The organism is Clostridium peptidivorans (assembly GCF_900205925.1).
GTDB classification, from domain to species: domain Bacteria; phylum Bacillota; class Clostridia; order Clostridiales; family Clostridiaceae; genus Clostridium_AK; species Clostridium_AK peptidivorans.
The window spans coordinates 62,756-79,947 of sequence record NZ_OAOD01000012.1; the positions used below are offsets into that span (position 1 = coordinate 62,756).

The window sequence follows — 17,192 nt, forward strand, 5'->3', positions numbered from 1 at the left end:
TTCGAATAATTATTGCCCTCTTGAATTCTATAATGTATCATTATGATTGGGAATTAAATACAATACTTAAGGAGTCTGATTAGATGTCTTCATCAACAAAAAATACAAAAGTTTATGAACAAGTAATAGATCAAATTAAAGATATGATAATAAATGGTACTCTTAAAGCTGGAGATAAATTATCTTCCGAAAGAGAACTTGCAGAGCAACTGCAGGTGAGTAGAACATCTATTAGAGAAGCTTTAAAAGCACTTCAAATTATAGGATTAGTTCAATGTAAACAGGGAGGAGGAAATTACATCAGTGAAAACCTTGAAAATGGTTTATTTGAACCTCTATCAATAATGTTTATGCTTAAAGATAGTAATCCTGAGGAAATTATTGAGGTAAGAAGAGTTATTGAGGTGCAGACTGCAGCTATAGCTGCACAAAAAATAACGGATAAGGAACTTGAAGATCTTGAAATACTTATAAAAGCCTTGAAAAATTCAAAAGATGAAAATGATAACGTAAAAATTGATAAAAGGTTTCACTATGAAATAGCCAAGGCTTCCAAGAATTTCATAATAGTAAATATATTAAATGCAATATCTTCATTAATAGATTCCTTTATTAAGGATGCTAGAAAAAAGATAATGGTAGATGAAGGAAATATGGAAGTCCTTGCAGATCAGCATGAGGATATTTATATAGCACTAAAAAGTCATAATCCAAAGAAAGCTTCAGAGGCTATGAAAAAACATTTAGAGTTTGCCAATAAATATTTTATGATAAAGTAATTTAGTTAAAATACTAGTTAGTTTAAAAGAATAAACTAATTAGTATTTTTTTGTTTCTAGATATAAATATATTAATAAACATCAGATAAAATTCCGTATAAAATATAACATAATATACAGAATATTGTTAATTAAGTAACAATATTGTAGATTTCAGTTTAATAAAAATAAAAATTTAAATTTTTTTTATCTCAATTCAAATTATTGCAAAGGTTACAACGGATAGGTTTACGTAATAATTTACATTTTTCGAAATATTGTTAATTGAATAACTATACTGGAAAAAACACCAAAGGAGTGGTATGATTAAATTAATACAAATTGGTCTTACCAGTTTGTATAACAGGGCGATAAAATGAATAATTATGTACTTTTTTTCATTGCTTTAATACCTGTAATTTGCCCGATGGTTCCATTAGGGGTATTAAAGGTGGCTGGACATAGGGCAACGCCAATTACTTCCGTGATAACGTTTGCATTTGCGGTTATTGTATGGAAAATGTCAGTTTTAGATGCTTTCAAAGCAAGTTTTAAGGGTGCAGCAAATACATTATGGCCTATAATTCTTGTCATAATGGAAGCAGTATTTATCTATAACTTATCCCTATACACAAAGAGTATGAATGTAATTAAAAACATGATGACTGGTATTACCAAAAATCAAAGGATATTGGTTCTGAAAATAAGAAAGCTTAATAATAACAATAAAAAATTATATGTTATGGAGGAAATTTAAATGAAGAAAATTAAAATACCATATCATAAACAAATGCTTGAAATTGAAATAGAAGATAAAAATTTAATTGGGGTATTAGAGTCAAAAGCAGAAAATTATAAAACAAAAGAAACCCAAGAAGAACTTGTTGAAATGGCTTTAGACAACCCTATAGGTAGTGAAAAATTGGAAGATTTAGTTAAAGATAAAAAGAATATGGTTATTATAAGCAGTGATCATACTAGGCCAGTGCCAAGCAAAGTTACAATGCCAATATTACTTAGAAGAATAAGAAAAGCAAATCCTAATATAGATATAACTATACTTATTGCCACAGGATTTCATAGAGCAACTACTCATGAAGAACTTGTAAACAAGTTTGGAGAAGAAATAGTTAAAAATGAAAAGATCATAGTTCACGATGCTTTTGATGATAGTGCTATGGTTAAGCTTGGAATACTCCCATCAGGTGGAGAACTTATAATAAACAAGCTAGCTGTTGAAACAGAATTATTAATTGCAGAAGGATTTATAGAAGCTCACTTCTTCGCTGGCTTTTCTGGGGGAAGAAAGAGTGTACTTCCAGGTATTGCATCAGCAACAACAGTTATGGCTAATCACTGCAGCGAGTTCATAGCAAGCTCTAATGCAAGAACTGGAATACTTGAAGGTAATCCTATACACAAAGATATGCTCTATGCAGCTGAAAAAGCAAATCTCGCTTTCATATTAAATGTTGTTATAGATAGTGAAAAGAAAGTAATAAAAGCTTTTGCAGGACATAGGGAAAAAGCTCATGAAAAAGGCTGTGAATTTGTAATAGAACTTTCAAAGGTTGATAAAATTCCAGCAGATATAGCAATTTCAACAAATGGTGGATATCCACTTGATCAAAATATTTATCAATCAGTAAAAGGAATGACAGCAGCAGAGGCAACTTGTAAAGAAGGCGGAGTTATCATAATGGTTTCAGCTTGCAATGATGGACATGGTGGACAATCCTTTTATGATAATTTAGCACAGGCTAAATCTCCAAGAGAACTTTTAGATAAAATAGCTAAGGTTCCAAGAAACGAAACTCTTCCAGATCAGTGGGAATTCCAAATACTTGCTAGAATGTTAGACAAATATACAGTAATAATGGTTACTGATATGTGTGATCCAGAGATGATAAAAAGTATGCACATGCAGCATGCATTTACATTCGAAGAAGCACTTAAGAAAGCTTATGAAATTAAAGGAAACGATGCTAAAGTAGTGGTAATTCCTGATGGAGTATCGGTTATAGTTAGATAATTATAGTTAACGGTATGCAATAATTTTTTAAAAATTTATTGTATAAAAATTATTAATTAAAAATGGTTATATCAAAAAAGTTTAATAATGCAAAAGTATAAAGGAGAGATAAAATATGAATATTCTGTTATGTGTAAAACAGGTTCCAGATGATTCTGTTGAAATTCATTTGGATAATAAGACGGAAAAACCAAATTTAAATGGGGTCACTAAGGTAGCAAATGCATTTGATACCTATGCATTGGAGTTAGCAGTTCGTTTTATGGAAGCTCATGGAGGAAATGTTAGTGTATTAAATGTTGGAGTAGAGGATTCTTTAAACACATTAAAAAATTGTCTTGCTGTAGGAGCTAAAGAAGCATTCTTTGTCAAAGATGATTTATATGCAGATTTAGATGCTCTTGGAGCAGCTGAGGTTTTAGCGGATGCTATTCATAAAATTGAAAAAGATAAAGATAAAAAATTTGATTTAATTCTTTGTGGAAAGGAATCTACAGATGAAATTACTGGTCAAGTAGGACCAATGCTTGCTGAGAAATTGGGAACAGGCTTTACCAGCAGCGCAGTTGAAATCAACTTAAAAGATAATGGTATGGAAGTTCATCAAGAAACTGATGAAGGATATAATGTAGTTTCTATAGCATATCCAGCTGTAGTAACAGTAAGTAAACCAGATTATGATCCACGTTATCCTACTATCAAAACTAAGATGGCAAGCCGTAAGGCAGTGATTCCAACTTATTCAGCAGCAGAAATTGGAGAGGTAAAACAAGCAAAAGTACGTTGCACTGAATATGTTGCACCTCCTAAGAAAGAGGCTGGTATCAAGATTAAAGAGAAAGATGCTGCTTTGGCAGTAAGTGCTGCTATGGAGCAAATGAAAAAAGATAAGGCAATTTAAGTTAAGGGGGGAAACGAAATTATGAAAACGTTATTGTTTATTGAAACAGATGGAGAAAAAGTATTAGGCGGAAGCCTTGAATTGATTAGCGCAGTAAAAGCATTAGATGCAGAAGGAACAGCTCTTGTAGCAGGTAACAGGGCTGCAGCAGATACAGTAGCTGCTTTAGGAATTCCAGTTATTTTTACAGATAATGCTACAGACTATGATACTTTAACAGAAGTATTATCAGAAGTTGTTAAGGAAGAAAATCCAGATATTGTTTTACTCGCAAATACAGCATTATCTAAAGATATTGCACCACGTATTGCAGGACGTATGTCTTTAGGATGTGTAAGTGACGTAATGGGAATGAATAAAACTGATGGTAAAGTTATATACACTAGACCAGCTTATGGTGGTACAGTTTTAGAACATATTGAAGTAGAAGGTACAGCCGTAGTTACAGTTAGAAATGGAAGTTTTTCCAAGCCAGAGGCCAGTTCAAATTTACATGTTACAGAGAAAAAAGTAGAAATTCCAGTTAGTGCTATTAAGGCAAAAATTGTAGATACAGTAAAAGAAATTTCTGAATCTGTTAATTTAGAAGAAGCACAAGTTATTGTTTCTGGTGGACGTGGAATGGGAAATGCAGAAAATTTCAAACTTGTTGAAGAATTAGCATCTGTACTTGGTGGTGTAGTAGGTGCAACAAGACCAGCAATTGAAGAAGGATGGATTTCTCGTGCACACCAAGTTGGACAATCAGGAAAAATTGTAGCACCAAAACTTTATATTGCATGTGGTGTTTCTGGAGCAACACAACATACATCTGGAATGTCAGGTTCTGATTATATTGTGGCAATTAATAAAGATGAAGATGCTCCAATTTTTGAAATAGCTAATGTGGGTATTGTTGGAAATGCAATGGATGTTCTTCCAGTTATGATTGAAGAAATGAAGAAAGTAAAAGAAAAATAAATCAATAGGGGACACATAATACAAAATAACATTGAAAACTAAATATATAAAAAATTGTATTTTAACTAAAAACCAAAAGATTATATAGGCACAATATAAGCGCTAGAATATAAAAATTGAAAAATTGAATGAGGGGATAAAAGAATGTTCTTTTTAAAATTTTTAATAGCGATATTACCAATTGTTTGGCTGATGGTTGCATTGAGTAAATTGAAAATGCAAGGTTATAAAGCTTGTTTTATTACACTGGTTCTTACAATGGTCTTGGCTGTTGGTTTCTGGAAATTAAATGCAGTTTATGCTGCTTCGGCGGTATTGGAGGGAGTACTCAACGGCTTGTGGCCAATTTGTATAGTTATTGTTGCAGCTTTGTTTGCGTATAATTTGACTTTACGTACAGGTGCAATGGACTCCATAAAAAAAATGTTGGCTGGAGTTTCTACTGATCAAAGGGTTTTAGCATTGATTATTGGATGGGGATTCGGTAATTTCATGGAAGGCATGGCTGGATTTGGTACAGCAGTTGCTATTCCAGCATCTATGCTGGCTGGTATTGGGTTAAATCCATTTTCAGCAGTTCTAGGATGTTTGGTTGTTAATAGTACGCCAACTGCATTTGGGTCAGTAGGAATACCTTTGGTAACGCTTTCAGCAGTAACTGGAGTTGATGCGAGCGTATTGGCAGCAAATACAGCAATAATTGAAGCAATTCTTTGTTTTATCAGTCCATTTATTATGGTATGCATTGTAGGTGGCGGAATAAAGGCATTAAGGGGAGCGTTTCTTATTACATTAGTTTCTGCAGTATCATTTGTACTGCCTTGGTATATTACAGCAACAGTAGTTGGAGCAGAACTGCCAAATATAGTAGGCTCTATTTGTTGTATGACATTTACAGTTGTTGCAGCAAAAGTCTTTAATAAAAAGCCTCAAGTTAAGCAGGAGTGTTGCGCTGCAATAATTGAAGTTCAGGATAAAAAGGAAGAAACAGTTTTATCATTTGGCAAGGCATTACAGGCATGGAGTTCGTTTATTTTAATATTCATAATGCTGCTTGCTACATCAACTTTATGTCCACCAATTAATCATTTTATTGCAAAATACAAAACCGTTATGGTTGTATATGCTGGTGAAGGTGGAAATAAATTGAGCTTTAGTTGGATTAATACACCAGGTGTTATTATTTTTGTTGCTACAATTATTGGAGGCTTTATTCAAGGTGCAAAAATATCAACCATGTTAGATGTATTATTTTCTACATTAAAAGCAAACTGGAAGACAATTGTTACAATTTGTTCAGTTTTGGCAACAGCAAAAGTAATGGGCTATAGTGGAATGATTTCAGATATGGCAAGCTTTTTAGTTGTAGCTACAGGAGGAGCATATCCGTTGATTTCTCCATTAATCGGAGCTATTGGAGGATTTGTTACAGGTTCAGGTACATCAACCAATGTTTTATTCGGAGGATTACAAGCAGAAACAGCGAAAAACCTTGGACTTCCTGCAGCATGGATGGCAGCAGCAAATGTTCTTGGAGGAGGTATTGGAAAGATGATTTGTCCTCAAGGCATTGCAATTGGTGCAAGTGCAATTAATCAACCTGGTTCAGAAAGTAAAATTTTGAGAAGTATGTTTAAATATTTTGTATTCTATGTAGTTATCGCTGGCATCATATGTTATTTAGGTACATTGTTTATTTAGGTACATTATAGAATGAGAAAAAAGTTAGAAAGGAATGATTACTATGGCTAACTATAATAAATTAACAGAAGAAATAATTTCAAGATTACAGGAGGCAGCTCCAGGACATATTTTAACAGGTGATGATATCAATGAAGATTATTCCCATGATGAAATGCCTATTTATGGAAAAGAAGCTCCACAGGTTGTATTAATGGCACACTCTACAGAGGAAGTTGCTGCAGTGGTAAAAATATGTAATGAAAATAAGATACCAGTAACCCCAAGAGGAGCAGGAACAGGACTTGCAGGAGGAGCAGTTCCACTTTTAGGAGGAGTTTTAATTGATCTTACAAAGATGAATAAAATACTCTCTTATGATTTAGAAAATTTTGTAGTTCATGTTCAAGCAGGTGTTTTGTTAAACGATCTTGCAGAGGATTGTGCAAAACAAGGATTATTATACGCTCCAGATCCAGGTGAAAAGTTTGCATGCCTCGGTGGAAATGTTTCAACAAATGCTGGTGGAATGAGAGCTGTTAAATATGGGGCAACACGTGATTATGTACGTGCAATGACAGTTGTTCTTCCAACAGGAGAAATTACGAGTTTTGGAGCTACAGTATCAAAAACAAGTTCAGGTTACAGCCTTTTAAATTTAATGATTGGTTCTGAAGGTACTCTTGGAATTATTACAGAACTTACTTTTAAGGTTATGCCAGCACCAAAGGTAGTTGCTAGTTTAATTATTCCTTTTGAAAATTTACATGATTGTATTTCTACTGTTCCTAAATTTAAAATGGAACATATGAATCCACAAGCAATTGAATTTATGGAAAGAGAAATTGTTCTTTCTAGTGAGAGATATATTGGAAAGAGTGTATTTCCACAAGTAATTGATGGAGTAACTGCAAATGCTTATCTACTTGTTACTTTAGATGCGAACGACGAAGATGAGTTAAATAACCTTATTGAGCAAGCTAGTGAAATAGTATTGGAGGCAGGAGCAATAGACGTTCTTGTAGCTGATACACCTTCAAAGATAAAAGATGCATGGGCAGCTCGTTCTAGCTTCTTAGAAGCAATTATGGCAGAAACAAAATTATTAGATGAATGTGATGTGGTAGTTCCAGTAAATAAAATTGCTTCTTATGTTGAATTTGTAAATAAAGCCGGTGACGAATGTGGACTTACTATTAAGAGCTTTGGACATGCAGGAGATGGAAATCTTCACATATATCAATGCAGTAATGATTTAGAAGAAGGGGAGTTTAAGTCAAGAGTTGATAAATTCTTCAAGATTATTTACGAAGAAGCAACAAAATACGGTGGCCTTGTTTCAGGTGAACATGGAATTGGCAGTGGAAAGATGAGCTATTTAGCAGATAGCGTTGGAGAAGTAAACATGGAATTAATGAGAGGCATTAAAAAAGTGTTTGACCCTAACTGTATTATGAATCCAGGTAAAGTATGCTGTCCATTAGATGGTACCAATTAATAAAATACAATTGAAATTGATATACACATATAAAAAAGAAAGGTAGGAAATTAATATGAATTTTAAACAAGATGAAAATCATGAGCAATTACAAGAAATGTATCGCGAATTTGCTGAAAATGAGGTAAAATCACTTGCAAAAGAAATTGATGAAAACATGCGTTTCCCAGAAGAAACTATACCCAAAATGGCTGAAATGGGACTACTTGGAATTCCATTTCCTGAAGAATACGGCGGAGCTGGAATGGATACATTAAGTTATATACAATGTGTAGAAGAATTATCTAAATGCTGTGCAACAACAGGGGTTATCGTTTCAGCACATACAAGTCTTTGTGCAACACCAATTTACTCATATGGTACAGAAGAACAAAAAGAGAAATATTTAAAACCACTTGCTTCAGGTGAAAAATTAGGTGCTTTTGGATTAACAGAACCTTCTGCTGGAACTGATGCTTCTATGCAAAAGACAACAGCAGTACTCGAAGGAGACCATTATGTATTAAATGGTAGCAAGATCTTTATTACTAATGCAGGATATGCAGACACATATATTATTTTGGCTATGACAGATAAAACTAAAGGAACAAAAGGTATTTCAGCATTTATCGTTGAAAAAGATTTCCCAGGTTTTTCTGTTGGAACTCATGAAATAAAGATGGGAATCAGAGGATCTTCTACATGTGAATTATTCTTTGATAATTGCATAGTTCCAAAGGAAAATCTTTTAGGACAAGAAGGTAAAGGATTTAGCATTGCAATGGGAACTCTTGATGGAGGTCGTATTGGTATTGCTGCACAAGCTCTTGGTATTGCAGAAGGTGCAATAGATGAAACTGTAAAATATGTTAATGAACGTGTTCAATTTGGACGTTCTATTGGAAAATTCCAAAATACACAATTTGAACTTGCTCAAATGCGTGCAAATACAGAAGCTGCAAAGCTTTTAGTATATCAGGCTGCATGTGCAAAGGATGATCATGAAAAATATACACATTTAGCTGCTATGGCAAAATTAGTTGCTTCTAGAAATGCCAGCGATGTAACAAGACGTTGTTTACAATTATTTGGTGGCTATGGATTTTCAAGTGATTATCCAATTGAAAGAATGATGCGTGATGCAAAAATAACAGAAATTTATGAAGGAACATCAGAAGTTCAAATGATGGTGATTTCTGGATGGATGGGTGTTAAATAATTAGTAAGCGAAGTCCTTACAGTGCTCCGCAAAGATACCTAGTATCACTGGAAAAACGTAAAAGCATGAGAACATGTCTATAAGTAAAATGAAAGGTTCATGGCAATATATGCATACTATGTTGCTATGAACTTTCTTTTATGATTTTCATTAAGCTTAAAATCAAACTGCTCTCTTTCTCCGCTCAACTTCCGAATTTAACTCTATTTAAAGTGCGAAGAACAAACTCGCACTTTTATTCAATTAGTATAGAAATATTATAAAAGTAAAATTTACTTATATTCGTTCTTTTATATAAACTTGTAAACTCCTATTAAATTTTTGTATTGTTAAAGCCCTATCAGAACGTGGCTTTTTATGTGTTACAGAATAACAACAACGCTCTGGAGGTGGATCTGATAAGCGTGATAAATAACAATCCTCTGGAAGTAATGCGCATGCCACAGACTCTGGCAAAATTGTCCAATCTTCCTCTTCATTGAGAAATTCTACTGTAAGCTGTGCTAAATTCACTCGTAACTTTGCAAATCCAGGCTTCCACCAATAATCATGCCAATGATTATAATCTGAGCCAAAAAATTGAAATATCTCATTATTTGATTTTAATTCAGAAGGATGTATTATTTGAGAAAAAGAATTCTTGTTTCCTTTTCTCATTACAACAAAATCTTCTTTAAATACTAAATTAGAATTTAATTCTGGGTAAGGTGCTTTTCCATTAGTTAACCCTATATCTACTTCTCGATTAGCTACCATCTCATAAGTAGGTATGGAATCAAGGAGAATGATTTCTAACTTCAAATTAGGATTTTTCCGTGATAATTGTTTAAAAAAATCTCTTAATATATAAGAAGCTAAACTATCAGGAACGGCTACAGATAAATGTTCAATTAAATTATTTTCTTCTAGGGAATTTACTTCGATAGAAAGAGCTAATATTTGTTCAGCTATTGTTAAAAAACGTTCACCAGCGGGTGTTAATTGAACCGTGTCATGTCCTTTGCTTCGGAAAAGTAATTTGACGTTTAATTCTTTTTCCAACATAGAAAGTCTTCTACTAACTGTAGATTGAGTTAAAAACAAGGCACGTGCTGCTGTACTAATATTACGGTAATTGTTTATTTCCAAAAATATTTTAATATCTTTAATATCCATAGTAACAACCTCATTTTTATTATATTTAATTTAAATACAACTATTATAATATGCATTTATTACATATTATAATGTGAAAATCATCATTTTACAAATATTTATTGTGATGATAGTATTTAACTATAGTTTATCCGATGTCTACCCGCCCTAAGACTCCCATCCTCTTAAGGTGGGAGTAAGGGCGGCTACGACCCTGGATAACGATTTCTAAGCTTCAGTTGTAGTAAAAACTCCATCTGAAGCCAAGAACTCTGTTTATAAGTTATATAAAACATTTTAATTTTAGGAGGTTGAAATCATGGTTAAAATTGAAGCAATTTACCAAGCTCAAAAACGTATTGCTCCCTATATCAATAAGACTCCTCTCCTTCGTTTGAATAATCTAGATGAATATTTAGGTTGTCAAGTATATGCCAAAATGGAGTCTTTTCAAAAGACCAATTCATTTAAAGTTCGAGGTGCACTTAATGCTTCAATGACCTTGCCAGAAGAAGCATTGAAAAAAGGAATTATAACAGCTTCATCAGGAAATCATGGAAAAGCTATAGCGTATGCGGCTAAACAACTAGGTACTAAGGCTTATGTTGTAGTTCCAGAAACTGCACCGAAAATCAAAGTTGAAGGAATTCAATCATATGGAGCGGAAGTTATTTCTTGTGTTCCCGCAGAAAGATTTAATGTAGCTAAAAAATTAAGTGAAGAAAATAATTGGAGTTTTATTTCACCATTTGATGATAATGAAGTCATTGCAGGACAAGGTACTGCAGGCTTAGAAATACTGGAACAACTGCCAGATGTAGATTATATAATTTCTCCAATTGGTGGAGGTGGATTAATTGGTGGATTATCTACAGCAGTTAAAGAAACTAATCCACAAGTAAAAATCATTGGAGCTGAGCCTACATTAATTGCTCGCTATACTAACAGTTTCGCAGTAGGTCATCCGGTTGCCTTGCCTCCAGAATCAAAGTCAGTAGCTGATGGACTACAAACATTAAAACCTGGTGAACTTAATTATCCTGTTGTAGAAAAATATGTTGATAAAATTGTCACAGTAGATGAAGAAAATATTCTTAAAGCAACTAAGTTATTTTTAACTAAGGGAAAATTATTAGCTGAAATTTCTTCATGTATCACCTTAGGTGCCATCTTACAAGGAACTGTTAAATTTAATCCAAATGACAAAGTAGTTTTGTTTATTTCAGGTGGTAATATTGGAATGGATCAATTTAGTAAATTTGAAGATATGAGCATATAAGAGCAGTAGCAAGTTCTTCGCCTCGAGGACACAGTTATTTAGATGAAATAAAAAGGAGATGGATGAACTATGAAAAAAGTGGGGTTTATTGGTTACGGCACTATTGGTAAGCAAATAGTAAAGCAAGTGCAGGAGGAAGGAAATTACAGCATAGAATTTGTTGTTATAGGTGATGATAAAGAAAAAGATGGACGAGAATTACCTTATGTGAAAGAAATTACTTCAGATTTATTTCAAAAAGTAGATTTGGTGGTAGAAGTTGCCCATGCGGATATTATTGCAAAATATGGAGAGGAAATTTTAAAAAGTGCTGATTTACTTGTGTTTTCAACTACAGCATTTTCAAACGAAGAGTTATATGAAAGAATTTTAGAAAGTTCTAAAAAATACGGAACAAAAGTTTATATCCCTCATGGTGCAATCTTAGGATTAGATGGATTGTTTGATGGAAGAATGGTTATAGATAGTGTTACTATTACTACTACTAAAAGCCCTAAAAGCCTTGGAAGACAGGATACAGAAAGAACTGTTGTTTATGAAGGTTCTACAAGAGAAATATGTAAATTGTATCCACGAAATGTTAACGTACATGCTGCAATTGCTATGGCAGGAATTGGGTTTGATAAGACAAAATCAGTTTTAATTTCAGATCCAGCAGTATCCACTAATGCTCATGTTATTTTGGTTAAAGGACAAGGAATTGAATTTGAATTAAAAATAACAAGTATATCTCTAGGTGGTGTAACTGGTGCGTATACTCCTATTTCAGCTTTTGGTAGTTTACAAAGAGCTGCAAGCAATCAGAAAGGTTTTATATTCGTATAGATAGTATAGAGAAATTTATCATTTTGTATAGTAAAAATTTAAAATTTAAAATATAGATAAAAAAGAGGTTGTCGCACTAAAAAATTAGTGCGACAGTTTTTTGCGTAAAAACAAATCTATATACTGTCCTAGCACCTAGCACAGTTTTACTGGCTTATAATTTGCACAGGAGTTCCAATGGGCACCTTATTAAAAATCTCCAGCACGTCTTTATTATACATTCTTATACAGCCGTGAGATGCTCTTGTGCCAATAGATGCTGGATTATTTGTTCCATGTATTCCATATCCAGGTTTATTAAGGCCCATCCATCTAACTCCAAAAGGGCCGCCGGGATTAACAGCTCTATTTATTATCCTAAAGTTTCCGAGAGGAGTAGATGGTTTACCGAATGACATGATATCTGGAAAAATTTACTTAAGAAAATTTTTCATATAACTAGGCTTTAAAGCAAGCTCACTGGTACCAGGTACCACCCGTAAAATGTCATAATTCAATAACTTGTTCATAAATAAAAGAGATAATCCTTGGTATAAAATTTCAAGAGACTATCTTTTTTTATAAGTTTAATATATTATTAGCATTTATTAAACAAACTTTTTAAATTAAATATTGTTTTTTTATTCCCTTGGTAGAAAGTAGTAGAAAAATATGCTTTAATATTAAATATAAATGATAAAATAGGAATGAATTTGGAGGGATATTATGAATGTGAAAGTTTGTGTAGGTTCAAACTGTACGCTGCTTGGAGCGATGAGTATTTTAGACCAAATTGAAGACTTAAATGACATTATTAATGAAGACTTAGATAACTATAATGTTGAAGAATTGGAAGTTGAAGTAGTCAAGTGTTTAGGATTTTGCAAAGGAACTAATAAAAAAATATCACCCGTAGTAGTTATAGATGACGAGCCAATATTTAATGCTACCAGTCAGATTGTAATGGAAAAAATTATCAACAAGGTAAGACGGAAATAAAAGAAAACTACGGAGGAAAAATTTATTATGAAAGAAAGCTATGTTAATCTAATTAATATTAGGAGAAAGGTATTTTCCACCATTGCCAAAATGGCATACGATGGTTCTGATTTAAGCGAATTAGAGAAAGCATCTTTTGAAATTTTACCTAATGAGATAGGTATATATAGAGATAGTATATTTAGAGAAAGAGCAATAGTAGACGAGCGACTAAGACTAACAATGGGTTTAGATGCAAGAAAACCAACTGAATATCACCGTGTTACTGATGGGATTTCCGAAGTAGATGTGGATAAAACTCAATTTGTTGAGCCTTTGGTAAATGTCATTACACATGCATGTGAAGCATGTCCGACTAAAGCCTTTTATGTAACAGACAATTGTCGAAAGTGCTTGGCTCATCCATGTACTAATGTATGTCCAACAAATGCAGTTTCTATAGGAAAGAACAGAGCAATTATTGATCAGGACAAATGTATTAAATGTGGTAGATGTAAGGAAACTTGCCCATATAGTGCAATTGTAAAATATGAAAGGCCTTGTGCCGCTGTATGTGGTGTTAATGCAATAGATAGTGATTATTTAGGAAGAGCTCAGATAAACAGAGACCGATGCGTATCCTGTGGAAGATGCATTACTCATTGTCCTTATGGAGCCATTGCAGATAAGTCTCAAATATATCAGCTAATCAAATCACTAAAGACTAATACTCATATGTATGCCATAATAGCTCCCTCATTTTTGGGACAGTTTGGACCATTAGCTTCCCCGGTTCAAATATTTGAGGGTATAAAACAGCTTGGCTTTAGAGATGTGGTAGAGGTAAGCTTGGGAGCTGATATTACGACTCTTCACGAAGCAAAAGAATTTCTTGAAAAAGTACCGAATGATATTCCTTATATGGGAACAAGTTGTTGTAATTCTTGGACTTTAATGGTTAAAAAGCTATTTCCCGATCAATACGAATATATATCTGACTCTGCTTCTCCGATGGTTGAGACTGCAAAGCATATTAAGAAAATTGACCCAGATGCAAACATAACATTTATAGGACCTTGTATTTCTAAGAAATTAGAAGCATTAAGAGAAGATGTTAAGGACTACGTACATTTTGTAATAACCTTTGAGGAACTTATGGGTATGTTTGTTGCCAAGGGAATAGAATTATCAGAAATAGAAGTATCTAAAGAAATACAGGATGCTTCAACATTAGGTCGAGGATATGCTATAGCAGGGGGAGTAGCTGAAGCAGTAAAAAAGACTGCTTTGATTATTGATCCTTCAAGGGAAATTAATATAGAAGGTGTATCAACTTTACATGAATGTGTAAAACTTATAAAGGTAGCAAAATCTGGAAAAAAGAATGGATATTTGCTTGAAGGTATGGCATGTCCCGGTGGTTGTATTGCTGGACCGGGAACAATAGCATCGATGAATAGAGTTAAAAAGGCAGTAATAAATTTTAAAAATGAGTCGGAATACAAAACTCCATTTGATAATGATATTATTGATAAAAAATTAAGAAATAAATAAAATGTCATAGTTTAAGAACTTGCCTATAAATATATAAATAAAATATAAGGTTCATATTAATGTAGCTTAGTATACATTAATATGAACCTTATATTTTATTCTGCAGGAAAATTATATTTTATTATAACATCACCTTTATTAAAAACTTCTATACTGTTTAAAAGGTTACTGATTAATAATTTGTACCGGTGTTCCAATGGAAACCTTATTAAAAATCTCTAGCACATCTTTATTATACATTCTTATACAGCCGTGAGATGCTCTTGTTCCAATAGATGCTGGATTATTTGTTCCATGTATTCCATAGTGAGGGATGCTTAATCCCATCCATCTAACTCCAAAGGGGCCGCCGGGATTTACAATTTTATTTACTATTGTAAAATTTCCTAAGGGGGTAGGAGTGGAAGGTTTTCCAACAGCTACAGGATATGTTTTAACTACATTATTACCGGAGTATAAAGTTAAGGTGAGATTTTTTGTATTAATTACAATTCCATAGTTCCCTTGCCTATAGCTTGATTGAGCTCTGAAATAAGAATTTTCTTCTGAAAATTGACTACCCATAATATAAGGGCAAATAAACATAAGGTAACCTCCAATAAATATTACATAAGTATTATATTCATGACTATTGAAATAAGTTAATGAATATTAACATACAATATATGGAAATAATGTAAATAATATTATATAATATTTATAAAAGTTAAAGTTGTGGGGTGATATTATGAAAAGCACTGTTAAAGATGTAGGTATTGGAAGTATATCTATATTTTTATTTATATTGTCTATAGGTTTTTCGCTAAGTTTTAAGGGGGCTCCCGCAGTTGGTGACTTGGTTTTACAATCAATAGGATTAAGAGCTTGGTCCAATGAATATGGAGGACTTCATTATACGATACTTTATTCATTAGGCATGCTTTATTTATCCTGGCTTATAGGAAACAGCTTTCCAAATCACTTATGGGCTTCTATGGGCAGAAAACTATCCATAGCTGTAAGTCTGTGTATAACTGCATTAATACTTGTAACCACTTCAATATGATACACTAAAAATGGCTTTCATTTGAAATGAGTTGAGTTAGTGATGTATAATAGCCATATAATACTTTATTATTTGGTTAATCAACAGTTTATGTGAAAGTTTTCCTATGTAGAGCTTTTGCAAATCTATTCACTGTTAATCATTAGAAAAAGAATTAAGGGGATAAAAGGGGGATAAAAATGTTAATTAAAAATGGAAAGATAATTACCATCACAGGTAAAACTTATGAAAATGGATGTATACTAATGAAAGATGGTAAGATAATAGAAATATCAGAACATATAGAAGAAAAGGACGAAAGAGTTATAGATGCAAAAGGGGGCTGGGTTATTCCTGGCATAATTGATGCTCACTGTCACGTTGGAATGTTTGAAGAAGGAATTGGATTTGAGGGAAGTGACGGAAATGAAGCTACAGACCCGATAACTCCGCATCTTAGAGCAATAGATGCAGTAAATCCTATGGATAGTGCTTTTGAGGATGCGAGAAACTCTGGAATAACTACAGTTATGACAGGACCTGGAAGTGCAAATGTAATAGGTGGGCAGTTTGTAGTTATGAAAACTCATGGAGTGTGTATTGATGATATGGTTATAAAGGATTCAGCAGCTATGAAAATAGCCTTTGGTGAAAATCCTAAAAGAGTATATCATGGTAAAGGAAAGACTCCATCTACAAGAATGGCCACAGCAGGACTTTTAAGGGAAACCTTAGTTAAGGCTAAAAATTACATGGGAAAAAAGAATTCTGCAAAGATTAAAGGAGACAGCTTTGAAGTAGATCTTAAGATGGAAGCATTAATACCTGTACTTCAAAAGAAAATACCTCTTAAAGCACATGCACATAGAGCAGATGACATATTGACTGCTATAAGAATAGCAAAGGAATTTGATGTAAATTTAACTTTGGAGCACTGTACTGAGGGAGAATTTATAGCTAAATATATAAATGAGGCTAATGTATCTGCAGTAGTAGGACCAACTTTGACCTCTAAAACAAAAGTAGAAACTCGAAATAAGTCCTTTAAAACTCCGGGGGTTTTACATAAAGCAGGAGTTAAAGTAGCTATAATGACAGATCATCCTGTAATACCTATTCAATATTTACCTTTATGTGCAGGAATTGCAGCTAAAGAGGGACTTGGAATAGATGAAGCGCTAAAGGCTATCACAATAAATGCAGCTGAAATAGCAGGAGTAGATGATAAAATCGGAAGTATAGAAATAGGAAAAGATGCAGATATAGCTATCTTTGACGGTAATCCATTAGAAGTATTTACAAATACCCTTTATACTATAATAAATGGAGAAGTTGTATACGAAAAAGAAAATTAATAGCTAAACTTAATAGAGTTAATACTGGATACTTAAA

Annotated in this window: 16 protein-coding genes and 1 pseudogene; 14 read left to right on the forward strand and 3 right to left on the reverse strand. The window is 33.1% G+C overall.

The annotated features are described in order from the left end of the window. The first annotated feature begins 83 nt into the window (after positions 1 to 83). From CRN98_RS11095 to CRN98_RS11130, 8 genes are all read left to right on the forward strand, one after another. Entirely contained in the window at positions 84 to 779 is a 696-nt protein-coding gene (locus CRN98_RS11095) for a FadR/GntR family transcriptional regulator (protein WP_097027492.1), read from the forward strand. Between the two features lie 355 nt (positions 780 to 1,134). Next, on the forward strand, positions 1,135 to 1,515 hold the full coding sequence (locus CRN98_RS11100) for an L-lactate permease (protein ID WP_097027493.1): 381 nt from the start codon (positions 1,135 to 1,137) through the stop codon (positions 1,513 to 1,515). Next, positions 1,516 to 2,790 carry a nickel-dependent lactate racemase gene (gene larA, locus CRN98_RS11105; protein ID WP_097027494.1) on the forward strand — a complete coding sequence of 425 codons (1,275 nt, stop codon included), beginning with the start codon at positions 1,516 to 1,518 and terminating at the stop codon, positions 2,788 to 2,790. It abuts the gene before it with no gap. A 115-nt stretch (positions 2,791 to 2,905) separates the two neighbouring features. Then, positions 2,906 to 3,691 carry an electron transfer flavoprotein subunit beta/FixA family protein gene (locus tag CRN98_RS11110; RefSeq protein WP_097027495.1) on the forward strand — a complete coding sequence of 262 codons (786 nt, stop codon included), beginning with the start codon at positions 2,906 to 2,908 and terminating at the stop codon, positions 3,689 to 3,691. 21 nt (positions 3,692 to 3,712) lie between these two features. Next, positions 3,713 to 4,651: an electron transfer flavoprotein subunit alpha/FixB family protein gene (locus CRN98_RS11115; RefSeq protein WP_097027496.1), complete on the forward strand. Its 939-nt coding sequence runs from the start codon at positions 3,713 to 3,715 to the stop codon at positions 4,649 to 4,651. Between the two features lie 144 nt (positions 4,652 to 4,795). After that, positions 4,796 to 6,352, forward strand: a complete 1,557-nt coding sequence (locus CRN98_RS11120; protein ID WP_097027497.1) for an L-lactate permease — start codon at positions 4,796 to 4,798, stop codon at positions 6,350 to 6,352. Between the two features lie 43 nt (positions 6,353 to 6,395). Next, on the forward strand, positions 6,396 to 7,829 hold the full coding sequence (locus CRN98_RS11125) for an FAD-binding oxidoreductase (protein WP_097027498.1): 1,434 nt from the start codon (positions 6,396 to 6,398) through the stop codon (positions 7,827 to 7,829). A 55-nt stretch (positions 7,830 to 7,884) separates the two neighbouring features. Beyond that, positions 7,885 to 9,027, forward strand: coding sequence for an acyl-CoA dehydrogenase (locus tag CRN98_RS11130; RefSeq protein WP_097027499.1), 1,143 nt, complete (start codon positions 7,885 to 7,887; stop codon positions 9,025 to 9,027). Positions 9,028 to 9,303: 276 nt separating this feature from the next. Here CRN98_RS11130 and CRN98_RS11135 read toward each other — a convergent pair whose 3' ends face one another. After that, the gene (locus CRN98_RS11135) at positions 9,304 to 10,182 is read right to left on the reverse strand and encodes a LysR family transcriptional regulator (protein ID WP_097027500.1); all 879 of its coding nucleotides are present in this window, start codon (positions 10,180 to 10,182) and stop codon (positions 9,304 to 9,306) included. A 298-nt stretch (positions 10,183 to 10,480) separates the two neighbouring features. Here CRN98_RS11135 and CRN98_RS11140 point away from each other — a divergent pair, with 298 nt between their 5' ends. Further along, positions 10,481 to 11,440 carry a threonine ammonia-lyase gene (locus CRN98_RS11140; RefSeq protein ID WP_097027501.1) on the forward strand — a complete coding sequence of 320 codons (960 nt, stop codon included), beginning with the start codon at positions 10,481 to 10,483 and terminating at the stop codon, positions 11,438 to 11,440. Between the two features lie 69 nt (positions 11,441 to 11,509). Beyond that, positions 11,510 to 12,265: an aspartate dehydrogenase domain-containing protein gene (locus CRN98_RS11145; RefSeq protein ID WP_097027502.1), complete on the forward strand. Its 756-nt coding sequence runs from the start codon at positions 11,510 to 11,512 to the stop codon at positions 12,263 to 12,265. Positions 12,266 to 12,411: 146 nt separating this feature from the next. Here the strand turns inward: CRN98_RS11145 and CRN98_RS11150 are convergent. Then, positions 12,412 to 12,663, reverse strand: a pseudogene (locus CRN98_RS11150) (L,D-transpeptidase); the annotation flags it as partial. A gap of 307 nt (positions 12,664 to 12,970) precedes the next feature. Here CRN98_RS11150 and CRN98_RS11155 point away from each other — a divergent pair. Further along, on the forward strand, positions 12,971 to 13,243 hold the full coding sequence (locus CRN98_RS11155) for an NAD(P)H-dependent oxidoreductase subunit E (RefSeq protein ID WP_097027504.1): 273 nt from the start codon (positions 12,971 to 12,973) through the stop codon (positions 13,241 to 13,243). A 27-nt stretch (positions 13,244 to 13,270) separates the two neighbouring features. Then, the gene (locus CRN98_RS11160; protein ID WP_097027505.1) at positions 13,271 to 14,776 is read left to right on the forward strand and encodes a 4Fe-4S dicluster domain-containing protein; all 1,506 of its coding nucleotides are present in this window, start codon (positions 13,271 to 13,273) and stop codon (positions 14,774 to 14,776) included. 165 nt (positions 14,777 to 14,941) lie between these two features. On the opposite strand, the gene CRN98_RS11165 is transcribed toward CRN98_RS11160, so the two are convergent. Then, entirely contained in the window at positions 14,942 to 15,340 is a 399-nt protein-coding gene (locus CRN98_RS11165) for a L,D-transpeptidase (RefSeq protein WP_179632112.1), read from the reverse strand. 163 nt (positions 15,341 to 15,503) lie between these two features. Here CRN98_RS11165 and CRN98_RS11170 point away from each other — a divergent pair, with 163 nt between their 5' ends. Then, positions 15,504 to 15,821, forward strand: a complete 318-nt coding sequence (locus CRN98_RS11170) for a hypothetical protein (RefSeq protein ID WP_097027507.1) — start codon at positions 15,504 to 15,506, stop codon at positions 15,819 to 15,821. A gap of 179 nt (positions 15,822 to 16,000) precedes the next feature. Beyond that, complete coding sequence (locus CRN98_RS11175) at positions 16,001 to 17,155, forward strand: amidohydrolase (RefSeq protein WP_097027508.1); 1,155 nt, start codon at positions 16,001 to 16,003, stop codon at positions 17,153 to 17,155. Positions 17,156 to 17,192 lie beyond the last annotated feature (37 nt).